Source organism: Providencia sp. PROV032 (genome assembly GCF_028484875.1).
GTDB lineage: Bacteria > Pseudomonadota > Gammaproteobacteria > Enterobacterales > Enterobacteriaceae > Providencia > Providencia rettgeri_E.
In genome coordinates this window covers 1-19,078 of sequence record NZ_JAMPSX010000033.1, presented here as the reverse complement: position 1 = coordinate 19,078, position 19,078 = coordinate 1, and the positions used below count along the sequence as shown (strand labels likewise).

17 protein-coding genes and 2 pseudogenes are annotated in these 19,078 nt (G+C 40.1%); 12 read left to right on the top strand and 7 right to left on the bottom strand.

The annotated features are described in order from the left end of the window. Positions 1 to 2 precede the first annotated feature (2 nt). Both trpS and PSF42_RS17990 read left to right on the top strand, forming a co-directional pair. Complete coding sequence (gene trpS / locus PSF42_RS17995) at positions 3 to 1,046, top strand: tryptophan--tRNA ligase (protein ID WP_125894610.1); 1,044 nt, start codon at positions 3 to 5, stop codon at positions 1,044 to 1,046. Positions 1,047 to 1,212: 166 nt separating this feature from the next. After that, positions 1,213 to 1,950 (top strand): 3-oxoacyl-ACP reductase family protein, encoded by a 738-nt coding sequence (locus PSF42_RS17990; protein WP_125894608.1) that lies wholly within the window; start codon positions 1,213 to 1,215, stop codon positions 1,948 to 1,950. Positions 1,951 to 2,024: 74 nt separating this feature from the next. Here PSF42_RS17990 and PSF42_RS17985 read toward each other — a convergent pair. The 3 genes and pseudogenes from PSF42_RS17985 to PSF42_RS17975 form a co-directional block, all read right to left on the bottom strand. Beyond that, positions 2,025 to 2,174 (bottom strand): annotated as a pseudogene (locus tag PSF42_RS17985) (alpha-hydroxy-acid oxidizing protein); the annotation flags it as partial. A 209-nt stretch (positions 2,175 to 2,383) separates the two neighbouring features. Next, on the bottom strand, positions 2,384 to 2,950 hold the full coding sequence (locus PSF42_RS17980) for a YceI family protein (protein WP_272680481.1): 567 nt from the start codon (positions 2,948 to 2,950) through the stop codon (positions 2,384 to 2,386). 100 nt (positions 2,951 to 3,050) lie between these two features. Next, entirely contained in the window at positions 3,051 to 3,728 is a 678-nt protein-coding gene (locus PSF42_RS17975; RefSeq protein ID WP_102140131.1) for a hydrolase, read from the bottom strand. Positions 3,729 to 3,990: 262 nt separating this feature from the next. On the opposite strand from PSF42_RS17975, the gene PSF42_RS17970 reads away from it, so the two are divergent. Further along, positions 3,991 to 4,866 carry a pirin family protein gene (locus PSF42_RS17970; RefSeq protein WP_125894602.1) on the top strand — a complete coding sequence of 292 codons (876 nt, stop codon included), beginning with the start codon at positions 3,991 to 3,993 and terminating at the stop codon, positions 4,864 to 4,866. Positions 4,867 to 4,910: 44 nt separating this feature from the next. Here the strand turns inward: PSF42_RS17970 and PSF42_RS17965 are convergent, their stop codons facing one another. After that, complete coding sequence (locus PSF42_RS17965; protein ID WP_272680480.1) at positions 4,911 to 5,816, bottom strand: LysR substrate-binding domain-containing protein; 906 nt, start codon at positions 5,814 to 5,816, stop codon at positions 4,911 to 4,913. 187 nt (positions 5,817 to 6,003) lie between these two features. Between PSF42_RS17965 and PSF42_RS17960 the strand changes: the two genes are divergently transcribed. Next, entirely contained in the window at positions 6,004 to 7,689 is a 1,686-nt protein-coding gene (locus PSF42_RS17960) for an ABC transporter ATP-binding protein (RefSeq protein WP_272680479.1), read from the top strand. Then, complete coding sequence (locus PSF42_RS17955) at positions 7,682 to 9,316, top strand: ATP-binding cassette domain-containing protein (RefSeq protein ID WP_272680478.1); 1,635 nt, start codon at positions 7,682 to 7,684, stop codon at positions 9,314 to 9,316. The genes PSF42_RS17960 and PSF42_RS17955 overlap by 8 nt, the downstream gene beginning before the upstream one ends. A 65-nt stretch (positions 9,317 to 9,381) precedes the next feature. Here the strand turns inward: PSF42_RS17955 and yiiM are convergent, their stop codons facing one another. Together yiiM and sodA are read right to left on the bottom strand one after the other, a co-directional pair. Then, positions 9,382 to 10,059 carry a 6-hydroxyaminopurine reductase gene (gene yiiM / locus PSF42_RS17950; RefSeq protein ID WP_125894594.1) on the bottom strand — a complete coding sequence of 226 codons (678 nt, stop codon included), beginning with the start codon at positions 10,057 to 10,059 and terminating at the stop codon, positions 9,382 to 9,384. Between the two features lie 138 nt (positions 10,060 to 10,197). Beyond that, on the bottom strand, positions 10,198 to 10,824 hold the full coding sequence (sodA, locus tag PSF42_RS17945) for a superoxide dismutase [Mn] (protein ID WP_125894685.1): 627 nt from the start codon (positions 10,822 to 10,824) through the stop codon (positions 10,198 to 10,200). A gap of 417 nt (positions 10,825 to 11,241) precedes the next feature. On the opposite strand from sodA, the gene acs reads away from it, so the two are divergent. The 7 genes and pseudogenes from acs (at position 11,242) to PSF42_RS17910 (ending at position 17,849) form a co-directional block, all read left to right on the top strand. After that, positions 11,242 to 13,197, top strand: a complete 1,956-nt coding sequence (gene acs, locus PSF42_RS17940) for an acetate--CoA ligase (protein ID WP_272680477.1) — start codon at positions 11,242 to 11,244, stop codon at positions 13,195 to 13,197. Positions 13,198 to 13,326: 129 nt separating this feature from the next. Beyond that, entirely contained in the window at positions 13,327 to 13,638 is a 312-nt protein-coding gene (locus tag PSF42_RS17935; protein WP_125894590.1) for a DUF485 domain-containing protein, read from the top strand. Beyond that, the gene (gene actP, locus PSF42_RS17930) at positions 13,635 to 15,284 is read left to right on the top strand and encodes a cation/acetate symporter ActP (RefSeq protein WP_125894588.1); all 1,650 of its coding nucleotides are present in this window, start codon (positions 13,635 to 13,637) and stop codon (positions 15,282 to 15,284) included. The genes PSF42_RS17935 and actP overlap by 4 nt, the downstream gene beginning before the upstream one ends. Before the next feature lie 234 nt (positions 15,285 to 15,518). Next, positions 15,519 to 16,217, top strand: a complete 699-nt coding sequence (locus PSF42_RS17925; protein WP_213914391.1) for an RraA family protein — start codon at positions 15,519 to 15,521, stop codon at positions 16,215 to 16,217. Between the two features lie 18 nt (positions 16,218 to 16,235). Further along, entirely contained in the window at positions 16,236 to 16,763 is a 528-nt protein-coding gene (locus PSF42_RS17920; protein WP_272680476.1) for a prephenate dehydratase domain-containing protein, read from the top strand. A 33-nt stretch (positions 16,764 to 16,796) separates the two neighbouring features. Beyond that, positions 16,797 to 17,192, top strand: a complete 396-nt coding sequence (locus tag PSF42_RS17915) for a cupin domain-containing protein (RefSeq protein ID WP_125894582.1) — start codon at positions 16,797 to 16,799, stop codon at positions 17,190 to 17,192. A 156-nt stretch (positions 17,193 to 17,348) separates the two neighbouring features. Beyond that, positions 17,349 to 17,849: pseudogene (locus PSF42_RS17910) on the top strand (3-deoxy-7-phosphoheptulonate synthase). 95 nt (positions 17,850 to 17,944) lie between these two features. On the opposite strand, the gene PSF42_RS17905 reads toward PSF42_RS17910, so the two are convergent. Then, a complete protein-coding gene (locus PSF42_RS17905; protein ID WP_272680475.1) occupies positions 17,945 to 18,373 on the bottom strand; it encodes a hypothetical protein in 429 nt (142 codons plus the stop codon). Positions 18,374 to 19,078 lie beyond the last annotated feature (705 nt).

Below are 19,078 nucleotides of genomic sequence, written 5' to 3'. Positions count from 1 at the left end.
AAATGAGCACTCCCACTGAAAATTTAAAGCAACCCCAAAAACCAATCGTATTCAGCGGCGCACAGCCTTCCGGTGAATTAACCATCGGTAACTATATGGGTGCATTACGTCAGTGGGTACAAATGCAAGATGACTACGATTGCATTTACTGTATCGTTGACCAGCACGCCATCACCGTTCGCCAAGACCCTGTTGAATTGCGTAAAAGAACCCTCGATACACTCGCGCTCTATTTAGCCTGTGGCATTGACCCGAAAAAAAGTACCATTTTTGTACAGTCACATGTGCCACAACATGCCCAATTGAGCTGGGCGCTTAACTGCTACACCTATTTCGGTGAATTGAGCCGTATGACTCAATTTAAAGATAAATCAGCGCGCCATGCAGAAAATATCAATGCGGGACTCTTTGATTACCCAGTATTAATGGCTGCGGATATTTTAATTTATCAAACAAATCAAGTGCCTGTAGGTATTGACCAGAAACAGCATCTTGAATTGAGCCGTGATATTGCCCAACGCTTCAATGCCATTTACGGTGATATTTTCACTGTCCCCGATCCATTCATTCCGACTGGTGGTGGTGCTCGTGTTATGGCATTACAAGATCCGACCAAGAAAATGTCTAAATCCGATGATAACCGTAACAACGTTATCGCTTTATTAGAAGACCCGAAATCTGTCGTAAAAAAAATCAAACGCGCAATGACTGACTCCGAAGAGCCACCGCGTATTCGTTATGATTTAGAAAATAAGCCGGGTGTTTCTAATTTATTAGATATTATGTCGGGCGTGACGGGTAAGAAAATCGCAGAACTTGAAGCTGAATTTGAAGGACAAATGTACGGTCATCTTAAAGGTGCTGTGGCTGAAGCCGTTTCCGGTATGTTGACCACACTGCAAACTCGTTACCATGAATTCCGTAATGATGAAGCGTTGCTCAACCAAATTATGGATGAAGGCGCAACAAAAGCAGCTGCACGTGCACAAGAAACCCTAGATAAAGTTTACGAAGCTATTGGTTTTGTTAAGCGCCCTCAGCGCTAACCAAATAAAAAGCGCTTACTCATCAATGGGTGAGCGCTTCCATTAATACATAGTCAATTTTTTTCACAAACTCCTTCTGGTTTTCTATCTGGAGTCCAGATACCTTTATCTATTAAATACCTTATCCGTTGATTTTAAATTATTTAATTAACAATAAGGTCATTCCATGTTATTCAAAAACAAACATGCTATTGTTCAAGGTGGCTCACGTGGTATTGGTGCGGCTATTGTAAAAAAACTCGCCAAAGACGGTGCGAATGTTACTTTCACCTATGCCTCATCAGATGAAAATGCAAAATCATTGATAACTGAAACCGCCCAATTTTCCGGGAAAGTCATGGCTATCAAAGCCAACAGTGCTAATGAACATGAAATTACAGCGGCAATCAAACAATCATTTGATAAGTTTGGCTCTATTGATATTTTAATTAACAGTATTGGTATTCTTGAATTTGGTTCAGTAGAAACCCTCTCTCTAGAGTCATTTGATCGTTCCTATTCCCTAAATGTACGCAGCTTATTTATTGCCAGCCAATCCGCATTAGCGGTTATGAATGATAATGGGCGAATAATTCACATTGGCAGTGTCAACTCAGAGCGAGTACCATTTGAAGGCGGAGCCGCCTATGCGATGAGTAAATCAGCCATCATTGGCTTAACAAAAGGCATGGCTAGAGATGTCGCTTCAAGAGGGATAACGGTCAATAACGTTCAGCCAGGCCCCGTAAATACAGACATGAATCCAGAACAAGGCGAGTTTGCAGAGAGTCTGAAACAAATAATGGCCTTAAAACGCTATGCTAGTGCTGATGAAATTGCTGATTTTGTCTTGTACTTAGCTAGCCCTGCTGCTGCTTATATCACGGGAGCAAGTTTAAATATTGATGGTGGATTCACCGCTTAATCTTGGTTTTTACTTATAACAAAAAAAACGGGAAATTTTTCCCGTTTTTCATTAACCAATGAGTATAACTTTCATTATTGAAAATCTTTGTCGGTATATAACTGAGTTGCTTTTACACTTTCAATATTTTTCGCGCCACCTAACATCATATTGATAGATAGCTCTTTATTTAATTGCTGGATGACAGAATTAACCCCTTCCGCACCACCACGGATGTAGCCAAAAGCGCCTTTTTCCATATTTTTCGCCACTTGGCTTTCTAGCTCATCCAAGTTGACGATTTTAATCGGGCCTTCTTTATCGCTCGCTTTATATTCCGCAGCTTGAGCCGACCCTAATGTTAAAGCAACAGCTAGTAGTGTTGATGTCACAACGGTATTTTTTTGAAATTCAACATGATTAATCCTTTCTTACTTGTACTTATTACCATAAATTACTGTTTAATGGCTTCTGCTTGGATCTTGATAGTGACATTTTGAGTCATACCCTCTTTCACTAAGAAATCGACCCCCCACTGTGTACGGTCAATCGTTGCTTCAAAATCACCACCACAAACGTCCGCTTTAAAAATTGGGCTAAAGTAACAACCGAACTTCGTTGTTTTTAATTGAATAGGGTGTGATTCGCCTTTCATTGTCAGTACGCCGTCAATAGAAACCGGCTTGTTATTAACGAAATTCCATTTAGACGACTTAAATTCAATCGTTGGGTACTTGGCAACATCTAACATATCTGCACTTTTGATATGGTTGTCGAATACAGGTAAACCGGTATTTAATGTCTCCGCAGGGATGATAACGTTCACGCTACCCGTTTGTTTTTCCGCGGAATACGTCATATCGCCAGTAATATTATGAAATCCACCGCTATTGGTTGAAGTATTAAAGTGGTCAATATAAAACACCGCTTTCGTATGCGTTGGGTCTAATTTATAGTCAGCCGCCTGAGCGGTTCCAAAAACAAATAAAGAGGCCAATAAAGGTAAAGCTAACTTTTTCATGTACGTTCCTTAAACTTTAAGTACAAATAAACTGCCCTTATTCGTGATAAAGGCAGCCTTATTTCATTTCGTGAGTTAAATATCGTAAGTATTTCTTTAATTAGCGCTCTGAATCTAATTGTTCATTATTTTTCAGAACTTCTTGTGCTTTGCTGTAGCTTTCAATTAATAATTGATAAGCAGGGAAAATTTGCGTGTAAGCCATTGCCCACTCAGCGGCATCTTCGCGGTTCCAAGTCCCTTGTAGTTCTGAAGCAACCGCAGCAGTATCCATTGGTACTACACCCGCTTGAACAACTCGAGCCAAGGTAATTTCTTGCGCCATTTTGCTGTAAGTCCCTGATGCATCAATCACCACAAATACTTGATAACCATCCATTACGGCACTAATCGCAGGGAAAGCCATACAAACACTGGTAATGGTTCCAGCGATAATTAATTGCTTTTTACCTGTTGCTTTCACGGCAGCCACAAACTCTGGGTTATCCCACGCGTTAATTTCACCACGTCGTGCAATATATTGTGCATGTGGTGCATTTTGATGAATTTCTGGGATCAACGGACCATTTGGGCCTTGAGGTACAGAAGCCGTTGTTATTACGGGGATTTTTGCAAGAGATGCCATTTTAGCCAGAACAGCGGCGCGAGCACGCAGTTCCGTCATTGGCATATCACCTACGGTTTGAAATAAACCACTTTGGTGATCGATTAATAACATCACCGCATCTTCTGGGTTAATAGCAGGACGTTGACCATTAAAATTAGCTGGGCTACTCATGATGAAACCTCTCAATCGATAAAACATGAAATTTTTTGATTTAAAAATAGAACGATAGTCGCTCCATTTTTCTGTTATTTAGATTAATTCATCGATTTAAGGCTGAGTAGTCCAGTTTTTGATAAACACTGTCCTATAAATAGAATTATCAGAGCTTATTCTATTGTTCTATTACTGCAACAATGAAACCTATTTTTGCCACTACCCCCTCATTATTAGCTCCTTTATTATTCAGCCATCAAAACAATTTTGGAGTAAACCCATGAAAAAAATTATTGGTATCTATCAATCTCCTCGCAGCCATTGGGTAGGAGACGGCTTTCCTGTCCGTTCAATGTTTAGCTATAACGATCATGGGAAATACCTTAATCCGTTTCTTTTACTCGACAGAGCGGGGCCTTTTGATTTCCCAAGCTCAAACTCAGCTAACAGAGGCGTTGGTGAGCACCCACACCGTGGGTTTGAAACAGTCACAATAGTGTATGATGGCGAAGTCGCTCACCATGACTCTACGGGTGAAGGCGGTGTGATAGGCCCAGGCGATGTTCAGTGGATGACTGCGGCATCCGGTATTTTGCATCAAGAATATCAATCTGACGCCTTCATGAAAAATGGTGGTACCCTTGATATGGTGCAACTGTGGGTTAATTTACCTGCAAAAGACAAATCAGCGACCCCTGGCTACCAGCTGTTAGAAAGCCAAAGCATGCCAAAAGTTGCATTACCCAATGATGCGGGTACATTGCGAGTGATCGCGGGTGACTATTTGGGCAATAACGGTGCAGCAAAAACCTTTAGCCCATTGGATGTATGGGATTTACAGCTGAACAAAGGGAAAACGGTAGGTATCCCAACCAAAGCGGGGCGCCATGTTGGTTTGGTCATGTTACGTGGCTCAATGTTTGTTGATGGTCGTTCCGCTTTAAACGAGGGCGAATTGATGATCCTCGACGATACAGACAGCAATATTCTGTTGGAAGCCACAGAAGATGCTTTAGTGCTGCTGCTCAGTGGTGATCCCATTGACGAGCCCGTTGTTGGCTACGGCCCTTTTGTTATGAACAGCATGGAAGAAATTAACCAAGCTATTCATGATTTCAATAATGGAAAGTTTGGCCGTATTCCTGAAACACAATAAATGACGAATATTTCCCTGATAGCCTAATGTGCTATCGGGGAAATTTATTTCACTGACGGTGAAATATTATCCGCCAAATAATTCAAGAGTAATTGAATTGATGGCAACAACCCTTTTCGAGATGGATATACGGCATGAATGATATCTTCAGGAAACTGCCATTTCGGTAATACCTCCACCAAGCTCCCTGATCCAATGTCTTTTTCTACCACACCATAAGGCAGCCTTGCGATCCCGACCCCTTTCAGTGCCGCATGGTATAACGTTAAGATATCTGTTGTCGCTAACTTGGGGGTAAAATGCTGCGTAAAACTAAGATCATCACTATTTTTAAGGGTTAACGTGTAATTTTGTGAGTGCTCCGTATTCGCTAACATTGGGTAATCCACCAGCTTTTCTGGTTCCGTAAGTTCACCCCGCTCTGTGAATAATTGTGGGCTAGCCACTAATATACGTCGCGAATATCCAAGTACCTTCATCATTAAGCCTGAATCATCCAATGGCAATGAGCGCACGCGAATAGCTAAATCCAGCCCTTCACTGATCACATCAACAGGTCGGTTAACCGCTAAAATTTGGATGTCGATATCGGGATATTGCACCATAAAATCAACAAGTAATTCATTGAGATAAACTTGCAATAGCGCAACTGGGCACGATAATTTAATTATCCCTTTAGGGTGAGATTGAACAGAACATATCAATTCATGAGCAATTTCAGCTTCATCAACCACATTTTTACACTGCTGATAAAAAACCTGCCCTACCTCTGTAACATGAAACTGCCTAGTAGAACGATAAATCAATGAAACATTTAACTTTTGTTCTAATTCTGCGATGCGACGACTTAATTTAGACTTAGGGATCCCTAGCGCCAGACCCGCTTGTGAAAAACCACCATATTCGACAACTTTCACAAAATAGTAGAGATCGTTTAAATCATATTGCATCTCACGCCCCTTAACATTCCCAATCGCAATATCACCATCTTACTAAAAACCCCAAAAAAGCGCTTTAAAAATGAATACGGCCAATTAAAGCCTGCAAACAAAACAAATAGTCTGGCAAGCAAAACAACTAATTCACGATAACAAAGCGAAATAAATTAAAGTGACGAATTAACAATGGAGGGCTCGCATGTACCGCGCACTTTGGGAACTACTTTGTCCCTATCGCTTCACATTATTATTTGCACTTATTTTACAAGCTATAGCAGGCCTCTGTTCACTCATTCCATTAATAGCAATTAGCCAAGTTGCTGCCACTCCCGTTCATCAATATTATGAATGGGTCGTTATTGCGTCCACCGGTGGTATAAGTTGGCTAATTTGCCAAACTCTTGCTTTGTATTTAACGCATCAAACGGATAGCCATCTCTGCTACCACGTTAGACTACAACTTCTTGATAAAATAGAAAAACTCCCACTAAATCACTTTGCCCAACACGGTAGAGACGGTTTTTTGCAAATTGTGGATCGTGATGTTCGTGGGCTGCATCAATTAACCGCTCATGCCCCCGCAGATATCACAAAACTGATTATCGTCCCCACAGCAGCAACTCTCATTCTATTATGGCAAAATGTACTGCTCACCCTTTTTTGCTTAATGCCATTAATTGCCTCTATTTTTTTATTTAGACAAATGCGCTCTGTACGCTATCAGGCGCTCTACACCTCACGTAACCAGGCAATGGGCTTTCTATATGAACAATACGCGGAACTCGCAGATAACCCGCTACAAGCTAGGCAATACCCCAACCAATCAATTCAAAAAAAAACATCACACGCTTTATCTCAATTTGAAATCGCCTTTCATCGATGGATAAGAAAAATAGGTGCTTTGAGCTCATTGACCCAAGTCGGTATCAGCAGCACATTGCTTTCATTGTGGGTTATTGTTGGGGTTTCATTACTCCCTGAGCCCGTACCTCTTGCTCAAGTGATTTTATTCATTTTATTAATTAGCAGTATCGCTGCACCTGTTGCAGCAATGGGGCATGGCACAGACACCTTAAACCTTGCTGTCAGTGCATCAGAACGTATTCGCCAACTTCTCGCTGAACCGGATATGCATTACGGAGAAAAAGATGTCAGCCCATCTTTAGGTGAGCTCAAACTTGTTCAAGTTGATGTGAAAATAGGTCATAGCCCAATACTATCGAATATTAATATCACCGTGGCTCCCAACGAATTTATAGCTATTGTCGGGGCATCAGGTGCGGGGAAGAGTACTTTATTACAGCTTATGGCACGCTTTTTAGACCCAACAGCAGGAAATGTGCTCTTTAACTCGGTTCCATTACCACAACTATCATTTACCAGTTTGAACCATACTGTTTCCATCGTCATGCAAAACACCCCGCCCTTACCTTGTTCTGTACGTGAAAATCTACAGTTGTTTGCCCCAAATGCCACTGAAGATGAAATGTATCGTTATCTTGATGCTCTCAACTTATTACCACTTGTGAAACAACAACCTAAAGGACTGGATGCCGTAATAGGACAAGATATGCAGCTGTCCGGTGGGGAGGCTCAACGCCTTGCCATTGCACGCGCACTACTATCACCAGCACCTTTATTACTGCTTGATGAGCCAACATCCGCGCTTGACCCACAAAATGCACAACGGGTGCTGAATTTATTGCACTCCGAGCCGCGAACCTGTGTATTAATTACCCATGACTTAAACGGCTTGGGCCTAGCAGATCGCGTACTGCTGTTAGACAACGGGAAATTAATTGCACAAGGCTCCCATCAACAACTTTCAATACAGTCAGAACCCTATCAGCAACTTTTACGCGCCCTGGAGGATGATTGTGCTTAGGAACTTATTGTACACCGTACGTAGTGCCATATTTTGGATGACGTTAAGTGCTGTTTTAGAGGGGGTTAGCGGGTTATTCTTATTTGTTGTGATTTTAGATTGGCACCTTGATACCACAATGCCATTAACGTTTTTCGCTCTTTCGAGTTTAACTGCATTAACCGTCACATTTATCGCCACTCAAAAAGGCTATTTTGCTGGGGGATCGGTGATGCGCTATCTTGCTACGGCGCTTATTCGCCATCTGCCGCTTTCATTACACCCCATATCAAACAGTAATCAGCTAATTTCAGGGCCTGTTTCACAGGTTATGTCTGTGCCCGCACATTTATTACACCCAATTATCAGTGGGTTAGTCACACCCTGCACTATCGTGATTGGTGCTTTAATCTATCAAAGTATTTTTGGAGTCATTTTACTATTTATAATTAGTATATTATTAATATCCTTACGTTTTTCTGCCACAAAAGTGGCCTCTTTTGAGCAAGCCGTTCATGAATCAGAACAACAAGCAGTAAGTGCGCTCAATCAATATGCCCTCCACCAACCATTAATTCGTCGCTCAAGTGCTCACCATGAGCAGCTGCATCCTAAACTTGCCTTAATGTCCCAATATCAAACTCAAAGACAGCGACAACGAAGAAGTTTGCCATTTCACTTATTATTTTCATTGATGGTGCAAACCGTATTTATTACGCTCTTTGGGTACGGTATTTATTTAGTTGAACATGCAGAAATGCCATTAAACCTGTGCCTAGCAGGGTTAGTTTTATTAGCTCGCTTAATTGAACCTATATGGTTGCTTTCTCATTTAGACCAATCTATTAGGCAGATGAAAAAAGCAGTTCAACAAATCGAGAAAGCCTTACAGACTTCAGTGCTGGTGTTTCCTTATCGTACATCCCCCCCCAAAATCGATAGCGTTAGCTGTGAACAGCTATCATTTTACAGTGATAATAAAAAATGCATTTTAAAAAATATAAATCTGACTTTTAAAAAACATGCACTTACTGTCATTGTGGGCCCATCAGGCGCAGGGAAAAGTACATTATTAGGCTTACTTGCTCGCTTACAAGACCCAACACAAGGCTGTGTGAATTATGGTAATCAAAATATTAAAACCCTATCACAAGCAGTGTTGTGCGCTAGCCGGGGAGTCTTATTACAAGACAGTCGTTTATTTTACGGTAGCGTACGCCAAAATTTGATACTTGATGATAATAATATTGATGACAAGGCAATCAGCACGTTACTAACACAACTTAATTTCACCGCCAATCATGAGTTCTTGGAAAAAGAGGTCGGTGCCGGTGGTATGCAACTTTCTGGCGGTCAAAGGCAACGACTGTGTATTGCGAGGCTAATGTTACAGCATCCTGACATCATTTTAATGGATGAACCAACGGCAAGCCTTGATAACGTCAATACCGCTTCAGTGATAGACCTTATAATTCAAGCCAAACAGCAAACACGGGTCATCGTCACCCACCAGCCCAATCTTGCACGCCAAGCAGACTCTATTGTGTATATGGAAAAAGGAAAAATTATCGCTCAGGGGACACACCCCGAATTAATGGCGAATATCCCGTGGTACCAACAGTTTGTACAACAAATACCTAAGACTTAGGCGTCATATTGTTAGCAAGTGCTTATGGCCAAATACTCTCTTTGCCAGAAGCACATCGCTTTATATTAACGCTTACCAAACAACCGGTGCTTAAATTCTTCAATGCGGTGGTTATCTAAACGGTTTTGCATAGTTAAGCTCCAACTTGCAGATAACCCTGCAGAACTTAAAAGGCGCTGATATAACTCTTCATCATAAGGGGCGTGAAATGCAATCATAATGGCTTCTTGTACGGAGATATCACTATTGCGGCTCAATAGCGTTAATGGCGCATTTTGACTAACATTACCGGCTTTTATCACACGATACAGCCAACCACATCGCCCATTGTCTTGCATCATTTGTGCAAAATTTTCAATTCCTGTTAACCCATTGAGCTTATAACAAGGGGAACGAGGTTGCGTGACCTGAATGCGCGCATCACCCCAAGCAAAAATATCCCCAATAAATACGTTTTCTTCTGTCATACCCAGCGTTGATATATTTTCTCCAAATGCGGAGGCAACAAATAGATCCGCTAAACCCGGATACGCATTAATCCAAAAATCATAATGGTCACGTGGATAATGGCAAAGAGCTCTATCAGGACCGCCATGAAAGCGTTTTTCAGCTTGTTCATCCCCCTCAAGCCCCAATTGCCCTAACATCAATAGCCCATCGGCCGCCTGCTTATGAATAGCACTGTGCCCACAAGACTGGGTTGCTTGGATTTTACCGATAAAGACTTGGGGAATATATGACATGAACAGTGCTCTCCACTTAGCAAAGTAACAGAGACTTCATCATAAAGAATGCCAACAGAGATAACAATCCGGTGAGGTATAAATAAAAAAGCGCAGCATTAACACTGCTGCGCTTTACGAATAAATTATCTTATAAAATTATTTAGCTTTTGCTGCAAAACGTGCCGCTGCTTCATCCCAGTTCACAACTGACCAGAATGCTTTAATATAATCAGGGCGACGGTTTTGGAATTTCAGATAATAAGCGTGTTCCCATACGTCTAAACCGATGATTGGGTAACCAGATGTGCCTGAAATAGCCTCACCCATTAATGGGTTGTCTTGGTTCGCTGTTGAAACGACAGCTAATTTACCGTCATCTTTCAGAACCAGCCACGCCCAGCCAGAACCGAAACGGGTTGCAGCGGCTTTTTCAAACAGTTCTTTAAATGCATCAACGCTACCGAAATCACGTTCAATCGCAGCTTTCAGTTCGCCTTTTAATTCAGTATTTAATTTCAAACCTTTCCAGAACATGCTGTGATTTGAATGTCCACCTGCGTTATTACGGACAAACGTGCGTTGATCAGCCGGGATTTGGTCTAATTTTTGGATCAGAACATCGATATCTAAACCCGCTAATTCAGGCAGTTTTTCTAACGCTGTATTGGTGTTAGTCACATAGGTTTGATGATGCTTGGTATGGTGGATTTCCATGGTTTGCTTGTCAAAATGTGGTTCCAATGCATCATAAGCATAAGGTAAAGCAGGTAATGTATAACTCATATTATTGTCTCCAGTGACGTAAATACCGCTATGTTTCTCATTTTTACCACAAGGCTCATAGGGTAAACACTTGCGTAACTTCGCACCTTGTGAATAACGATCTATTATAGTTATTTTACTGTTAATGAAAATCATTATCAAACCCATGATAAATGTATGGATATTTATATTCGCTATGAGAACTTGTTTATTCAGTAACTAATACCAACAACCCCGCCATTTATTTTTCTTTAAATCTATCTTTTATTATATTTTTAGTTTTATATTTTAATTTGACATTTAGCATCAAATGATAATCCTGCAAATCTCATTACAATTAATACGTGATCTTCCGCGCAAAAGAAAAACAAATTTAAAATTCGTGCTTTAGTTAACCATTTTTTGACATAGTATTAACATCTGCAAGGAGATAATAATATGACTCAAATAACTAAACATCCCGTTCCTGCTGAAATTGCAAAAAATGCCCTGATAAACGAACAACAGTATAACGATGAGTACCAACGCTCGATTCAAGACCCTGAAGGATTTTGGGGCGAAAAAGGAAAAATCGTTGATTGGATTAAACCTTACACTCGTGTCAAAAACACCTCTTTTGACCCCGGACATATTGATATCCGCTGGTTCGAAGACGGTACATTAAATTTAAGTGCTAACTGTTTAGATCGCCATCTGGCTGAAAAAGGTGACCAAACAGCGATTATTTGGGAAGGCGATGACCCTTTATCGTCAAAAAATGTCACTTACCGCGAACTGCACCATGATGTTTGTCAGTTTGCTAATGTCCTGAAACAACAAGGTATTCGTAAAGGCGATGTTGTCGCCATTTACATGCCTATGGTTGTTGAAGCTGCTGTCGCGATGCTAGCCTGTGCCCGTATTGGCGCGATACATACGGTCATTTTTGCTGGTTTCTCCCCTGAAGCCGTCTCTGGTCGCGTTATTGACTGTAAAGCGAAGCTCATCATCACCGCAGATGAAGGCTTACGAGCTGGCCGTGCAATTCCATTAAAGAAAAATGTGGATGACGCACTCGCTAGTCCGCAAGTTACTACGGTTTCTCATGTCATTGTTTACCAACGCACAGGCAACGCACCGAGCTGGGTCGAAGGCCGTGACCTCTGGTGGCACGACGTCATCAAAGGGGTCAGTGCAGACTGCCCTCCAGAAGAAATCAACGCAGAAGACCCGCTCTTTATCCTGTACACCTCGGGTTCTACAGGCAAACCTAAAGGTGTTTTGCATACCACTGGTGGTTATTTGGTTTATGCCACACTGACATTCAAGTACACCTTCGACTACCATCCAGATGAAGTCTATTGGTGTACTGCTGATGTCGGCTGGGTAACAGGCCATAGCTATTTGCTATATGGGCCATTATCCAATGGCGCTAAAACATTGATGTTCGAAGGGGTACCTAATTACCCATCAGTTAACCGAATGAGCCAGGTGGTTGATAAACACCAAGTCAATATCCTTTATACTGCGCCAACCGCCATCCGCGCATTAATGGCTGAAGGCGATAAAGCTATTGAAGGTACTGACCGCAGCTCATTACGAATTCTCGGCTCCGTGGGGGAACCCATTAACCCTGAAGCTTGGGAATGGTTCTACAAAAAAATTGGTAATAGCCGCTGTCCAGTGGTTGATACATGGTGGCAAACCGAAACAGGTGGTTTCATGATCACACCACTTCCGGGGGCAACCATGTTAAAACCGGGGTCTGCAACATTGCCATTCTTCGGCGTTCGCCCTGCGTTAGTTGATAACCTTGGTGAACCTATCGAAGGCGCCACAGAAGGCAATTTAGTTATTGTCGATTCATGGCCGGGTCAAGCCCGAACCTTATTTGGCGATCACGAACGCTTCGAGCAAACCTATTTCTCAACCTTTAAAGGCATGTACTTTAGCGGTGATGGTGCTCGTCGTGATGAGGATGGTTATTACTGGATCACTGGCCGTGTTGACGATGTACTGAATATTTCGGGCCACCGTTTAGGTACCGCAGAAATAGAATCAGCGCTCGTTGCACATCCGAAAGTGGCTGAAGCTGCCGTGGTCGGTATACCTCACAATATTAAAGGGCAAGCTATTTACGCCTATGTCACGCTAATATCAGGGGTTGAGCCTTCACCTGAGCTATATACTGAAGTTCGCAACTGGGTGCGTAAAGAAATTGGCCCAATTGCCACACCAGATGTTCTTCACTGGACGGACTCTTTACCAAAAACCCGTTCCGGTAAAATCATGCGTCGTATCCTACGTAAAATTGCATCAGGAGACACCAGTAACTTTGGAGATACCTCCACTCTGGCCGATCCAGGTGTTGTCGAAAAACTACTCGAAGAAAAACAGTCTATGAGTATGTCATAACGCTAAAAGGCCAACTCATAGAGGCGGCCTTACATACATCCCAACAAGATAGTTTACTCTAAATAATTCGAGGTGCAGTCAACAATGCTGCAGCTTGAAGTATGACGAGTATAACAGAGGAGAACTCTGATGAATGCTACTGCTTACGAAAAGGTAGAGGATAACACTCGCTTTAAAGAACTGGTTAGGAAACGTAGTCGCTTTTCATGGTTATTATCAATAATAACGCTCGTGCTATATGTTGGATTTATTTTTCTTATCGCTTTTGACCCAAGCTGGCTAGGAACACCGATATCCGAAGGTTCATACATCACAAGAGGGATCCCTGTTGGTATCGGCCTAATTGTCATTTCATTTGTACTCACTGGGCTTTACGTTATCCGAGCCAACGGTGAATACGACCGTTTAACAGCAGAAATTTTAAAAGAGGTAGAAAAATGAAAATATTGCTCCCACTCATTCTCTTTTTTACCTCATCAATGGCGTTTTCTGATGCATTGACAGGGGATGTTGAACGCCAGCCTGTGAATATTCAGGCGATTGTGATGTTCTTACTGTTTGTCGGCTTCACTTTGTATATTACCTACTGGGCGTCAAAAAGAACGCGTTCTCGCTCTGATTACTACACTGCGGGCGGGAAAATTACCGGTTTCCAAAACGGGATGGCTATTGCGGGCGACTTTATGTCTGCGGCTTCCTTCTTAGGGATCTCTGCTCTGGTTTATACTTCTGGCTATGATGGCCTGATTTATTCAATTGGCTTCTTAATTGGCTGGCCGATCATTCTATTCTTAATTGCCGAGCGCTTACGTAATTTAGGTCGTTATACCTTCGCTGATGTCGCTTCTTATCGATTAAAACAAAGACCCATTCGTATTCTATCTGCGGTTGGATCTCTGGTTGTTGTTGCACTGTACCTTATCGCTCAAATGGTTGGCGCGGGTAAATTGATTGAATTGTTATTTGGTCTCAATTACCACGTCGCGGTTGTTATCGTGGGTATCTTGATGGTGCTATATGTCCTATTTGGTGGCATGTTAGCCACAACTTGGGTGCAAATTATTAAAGCCATCTTGTTATTAGCGGGTGCAACATTCATGGCTGTTATGGTTATGAAACACGTAGGCTTTAATTTTAACACCCTGTTTAAAGAAGCGGTTGAAGTTCATAAAAATGGTATTGCCATCATGAGTCCGGGAGGACTGGTTTCCGACCCAATATCCGCCCTATCACTGGGTCTTGCATTGATGTTTGGTACTGCAGGCCTTCCTCATATTATTATGCGATTCTTTACCGTAAGCGATGCAAAAGAAGCGCGTAAAAGCGTGTTCTATGCAACTGGCTTTATTGGTTATTTTTACATATTAACCTTTATTATTGGCTTTGGTGCCATCGTTCTAGTCAGTTCCAATCCTGCCTTTAAAGATGCGGCCGGAGCACTTATTGGCGGAACAAATATGGCGGCTGTTCACCTTGCAGATGCCGTTGGTGGTAACTTCTTCTTAGGGTTTATTTCTGCAGTTGCATTCGCCACCATTCTTGCTGTTGTTGCCGGTTTAACCTTAGCAGGCGCCTCTGCGGTTTCCCATGACCTATATGCAATGGCAATGAAAAATGGTAAAGCGGATGAAAAAGATGAATTACGCGTCTCTAAAATTACCGTTGTTATCTTAGGTTTTGTTGCTATCGGGTTAGGCATTCTGTTTGAAAAACAAAATATTGCCTTCATGGTTGGTTTAGCTTTCTCAATTGCAGCAAGTTGTAATTTTCCAATCATTCTACTCTCAATGTACTGGCGCAAACTGACCACTCGTGGAGCATTGGCAGGTGGTTGGTTCGGTTTAATTACCGCCGTTGTCTTAATGATTTTAGGGCCAACTATCTGGGTTAGTATTCTTCATCATGAAAAACCAATCTATCCTTATGAATATCCAGCACTCTTTTCCATGGCGGTGGCATTTATTGCTTCATGGTTATTCTCTGTAACAGATAATTCAGAACAAGGGAAAATGGAAAGAGAACGTTTTAAAGAACAATTTATTCGTTCACAAATCGGCCTTGGTATTGAGCAGGGTAAATCACATTAACACTCAACTGTAATAATCAAATAGAATAAAAAACGGCCATTTGGGCCGTTTTTTTCTGGATTTATAGCGTGAACATTAAATAACAATATACAATCATTAATATTATCAAACATTAATATTATCAAACATTAATAATTGATAGGCCCATCTATTATTTATCCTTGACCTTACTAAGGTTTATATCTATTAATTAAAAAGCTAATAAGCCTTCCTCTAGCTAAACAAGGAAAATTTATGTTTTACAATCCCGATATAAAAAAACTCGAAAAGATAAAAAGTTTAAAAATAAGCACATCTACAATTATTGATATTTTAGATGGATTAAAATCAGGTAGTGTTTTATCTCATGAACTACACTCTCTTAATATTAACGATTTTTATATTGTCGGACATGCATATACCGTTCAATGGAAATTAGTTAAAAAAGGAAAATGTATCATAGAGAAACAATCATCAACATGGGAACAAGTCCAACAATTTCTCGTACCTGAATTAGATAACGCAAGTGGGCTTATTTATGTCGCTGGCTATGGTGATTTAATGAAACATGCCGCTCTAGCCGGAGGAATGAGTTGCACCTATTTTCAGCAACTCGGCTTCAACGGTATTATTTTAGGTGGCGCCGTTAGGGACATTCAAGAATTACGAGATCTGAATATCCCTGTCATCGCGAGTAATATAATACCCTCAGATACTCAAGGTGCCTACTGTGTCAGTGAAACAGGCACTTCATGCAGAATTGAAGACAATATCATCCAGACTGGAGATCTCATCATTTCAGACACAAACGGGAGTGTCGTTGTTCCATTAGATCTGATTGATAAAGTCTTTGAAGAAGCTGTAAAAATTAATAACGCTGAAAATACTATGCTGGCTCAAATAAGATCAGGAAAAAGACTCCCCGATTTAATAAACGAAACAGGAAGAATATGATTTATATGAGGTAATACCATGCTTACTATCCATACTTTAGGCCCTAAAGGAACAAATTGTGAGAAAGCTGCACATTACTATTTAGAAAAAAATAACTTAGATGGCAATGTTATATTACATGAAACACTTGAAGTCGCTGTAGAAGAAATAAAAAAGGATAATAACTGTATATTACTCGGTTGTATTGTTTATCCTTATTTACACAACATCGTATTTCAAAATTTAACTTTTTTAAAGATCACCGATTGCTTTGTATTGGATACTCATAATATGTTATTTGCAAGCCGCTATACTGACCTGAGTAAAATTAAAAAAATCGGTTCACATCCTGCACCCAAAGATTTATTTTCAGAGGTTAATGGTTTAAATAAACCAATTGAGCCTCTATTGTTTAATTCAAATAGTGAAGCAGCTTTACAATGTGCTAATGGAACTGTTGATGCATGTATTACTACTCTAAAAACAGCCAAAAGCCATAACCTCAATATATTACATGACTTTGGCTCCGTTCCTATGGGTTTCTCGATTCACTCAAAAATTAATTAGTCATTTATCCCTATTTTTATATAAGGTAACAATATGAGCCTTTTTTTGTCTAAAGAAATGATCTCCTATGATATGGACCTAAACCGTAATGAAGGAGAGGAAAGCAAAATACAAGCCAAGTTCATTCATGGTACGGGTTTTACCATCGCGTTTTGGACATTCAAGCCAAAAGCGATTATCCCAGAACATACTCATGAACATGAAACTGCAACAACGATATTGAAAGGTTCCTTAAGACTAACTGTTGATGGCCGAACTGTTTTCTTGCATGCAGGCGACTCTTTTATCATCCCTTCGTGGGCCGTTCATGATGCAGAGGCACTCGAATCTTCAGAAGTCATTGATGTGTATACACCTGTGCGTGAAGATTACCTTGCAAGACAAAATGGCGCACTCACAACATACTTAAATATATCTCAGTCAAAATAATCTTTTCTCATCATAAAAAGGGAGCTTATAACCAGTCAACATTGTGGAGCCCTTCTTCATGGAAGGATTTCCCTATAGAACAAAATCCGCATTATCCAGATAAATGTGCATTAGAGTATTTCCAAACTAACATATATAACCCCCCTCCCTTAGTATTTGTTTCGAAAAAAGTGTGGGCCAAATATCACTTCAGATACATTAGTTAGCTTAATAAGTAAATTAAACCCAAGTAGAGAGAAAGGGAAAATCGTCCTTATCATTAGAATGGGGGCTAATATTATCAAGCAAAAACTCCCAGCTCTCATAAAATCAATTCAATCCTGTGGTAAACCTGTCATTTGCATGATTAACCCAATGCATAGTAATACCAAAAATGCCAAAGAAGAATATAAAACACGCTATTTTACGGATATTACTGATTAAATGATTCAGTTCATTCATATATTAAAGGAAGCAGGAATACATTCAGGAGGTGTCCACTTAGAAATGACAGGACTAGATGTTACTGAGTGCGCAGGGGGTACTCCTGAAATCAGTGAAGAAGATATTAGTTATAAATATCAGTCATTATGTGACCCTAGACTCAACAGAATGCAATCTGTCGAAATTGCATATCTTCTAGGTAAAAACTGGAATTATTTCTTTTTATTAACCTAATCTTCAATGTAGGGCTAGCCTTTGCAATAGATAAAAATCCCCCGACTAAAAATAGCCGAGGGATATGCAAACATTTATTAGATTATTAGTGTGTGCTAATTTGCATAGTGCAGTCTTTCTCTATTAGCCCAATCTTCAACAAGTGAATAAGTACTTGATGGGTTTGCCTTTCTCTCTTCTTGAAGGCTCTTAAACTCTGTTGTATTTTTTGGCGTATAACGCATCAATAATTGGTCTAACACTATATGCTTCTCAGCAAATTCAGAATCAATTTTTAGACGCTTATACAATGTGTATGTGATGATGGCACTAACCGCCAACATGGCGATCACAGCGACAAAACTGTAATCTATTCCAAAAAAAATTCTTGCTGCATTTAATAGTAAAAATGGTACAAAAAACATCACAAGTATAGAAAGAATAATTGCACCATCTTGCCCATTGTTAAATTCGTTTTCTTTCTGCTTATTAACAGAAAGAATTTGATCAAAAATCTTATGATTAGCGCTTTTTGCCTTTTTCATGTGATCCACCTTTGGCACATAAAACAATATTTATATGAAATACAGTCAGTTAATGATTACAGCTTGTGTTATTGACAACACCTTGGACTGATTTTTTTCCATTGAAAATTCTATTTATAAACAAATTTAATATCTAATGTAATACCTTAAGTCAATTTACTCATTATAAGCACAATAAAATAAAACATCAATTTAACAATTTTTATATATAAAAATAACCATTTGAATGAATTTTAGACGAAGATTTAAAATGATGATGAACGGTTTTTTTACAAAAAAAAATGGCTTATAATATTTTATCTATTGATATTATTCATATTTAAATAATAAACACATACCGTTTTTACAGACCAATTAACACCATAAAAACCATAAAACAAAAAAAATCCAAACAAGCAAAATAGAGTAAATTGATGAACTAATCTTACTAATTCATTATTTATTTTAATAGATTATAATTTATCTATCGGTAGGGTATATAAATGAATGCATTTCATACCTATTTAAGAGATGATGGTTCAAGCTTACTTTCACTGCTCCACTTTGTTTTTAAGTGAACTGTTACCTATTTACCAAACAATTCTATTCAGCTCGGTGATATGTACACCATCAATCCACTATATTATATTCATTGGATTTTATTAAAACTCCACTATCCACCAACAACTTGTGAGCTGTTACTCACTACTTTGGTTCCAGAGCTTC

What these genes read in the sequence shown, in the direction of transcription:
- PSF42_RS17975 (WP_102140131.1), bottom strand. Translation starts at nt 3,728, where the DNA reads ATGAGTAGCCCAGCTAATTTTAATGGTCAACGTCCTGCTATTAACCCA.
- acs (WP_272680477.1), top strand. Translation starts at nt 11,242, where the DNA reads ATGACTCAAATAACTAAACATCCCGTTCCTGCTGAAATTGCAAAAAAT.
- PSF42_RS17905 (WP_272680475.1), bottom strand. Translation starts at nt 18,373, where the DNA reads ATGAAAAAGGCAAAAAGCGCTAATCATAAGATTTTTGATCAAATTCTT.
- PSF42_RS17990 (WP_125894608.1), top strand. Translation starts at nt 1,213, where the DNA reads ATGTTATTCAAAAACAAACATGCTATTGTTCAAGGTGGCTCACGTGGT.
- PSF42_RS17970 (WP_125894602.1), top strand. Translation starts at nt 3,991, where the DNA reads ATGAAAAAAATTATTGGTATCTATCAATCTCCTCGCAGCCATTGGGTA.
- PSF42_RS17915 (WP_125894582.1), top strand. Translation starts at nt 16,797, where the DNA reads ATGAGCCTTTTTTTGTCTAAAGAAATGATCTCCTATGATATGGACCTA.
- PSF42_RS17960 (WP_272680479.1), top strand. Translation starts at nt 6,004, where the DNA reads ATGTACCGCGCACTTTGGGAACTACTTTGTCCCTATCGCTTCACATTA.
- PSF42_RS17965 (WP_272680480.1), bottom strand. Translation starts at nt 5,816, where the DNA reads ATGCAATATGATTTAAACGATCTCTACTATTTTGTGAAAGTTGTCGAA.
- PSF42_RS17920 (WP_272680476.1), top strand. Translation starts at nt 16,236, where the DNA reads ATGCTTACTATCCATACTTTAGGCCCTAAAGGAACAAATTGTGAGAAA.
- PSF42_RS17935 (WP_125894590.1), top strand. Translation starts at nt 13,327, where the DNA reads ATGAATGCTACTGCTTACGAAAAGGTAGAGGATAACACTCGCTTTAAA.
- PSF42_RS17980 (WP_272680481.1), bottom strand. Translation starts at nt 2,950, where the DNA reads ATGAAAAAGTTAGCTTTACCTTTATTGGCCTCTTTATTTGTTTTTGGA.
- trpS (WP_125894610.1), top strand. Translation starts at nt 3, where the DNA reads ATGAGCACTCCCACTGAAAATTTAAAGCAACCCCAAAAACCAATCGTA.
- PSF42_RS17925 (WP_213914391.1), top strand. Translation starts at nt 15,519, where the DNA reads ATGTTTTACAATCCCGATATAAAAAAACTCGAAAAGATAAAAAGTTTA.
- yiiM (WP_125894594.1), bottom strand. Translation starts at nt 10,059, where the DNA reads ATGTCATATATTCCCCAAGTCTTTATCGGTAAAATCCAAGCAACCCAG.
- actP (WP_125894588.1), top strand. Translation starts at nt 13,635, where the DNA reads ATGAAAATATTGCTCCCACTCATTCTCTTTTTTACCTCATCAATGGCG.
- sodA (WP_125894685.1), bottom strand. Translation starts at nt 10,824, where the DNA reads ATGAGTTATACATTACCTGCTTTACCTTATGCTTATGATGCATTGGAA.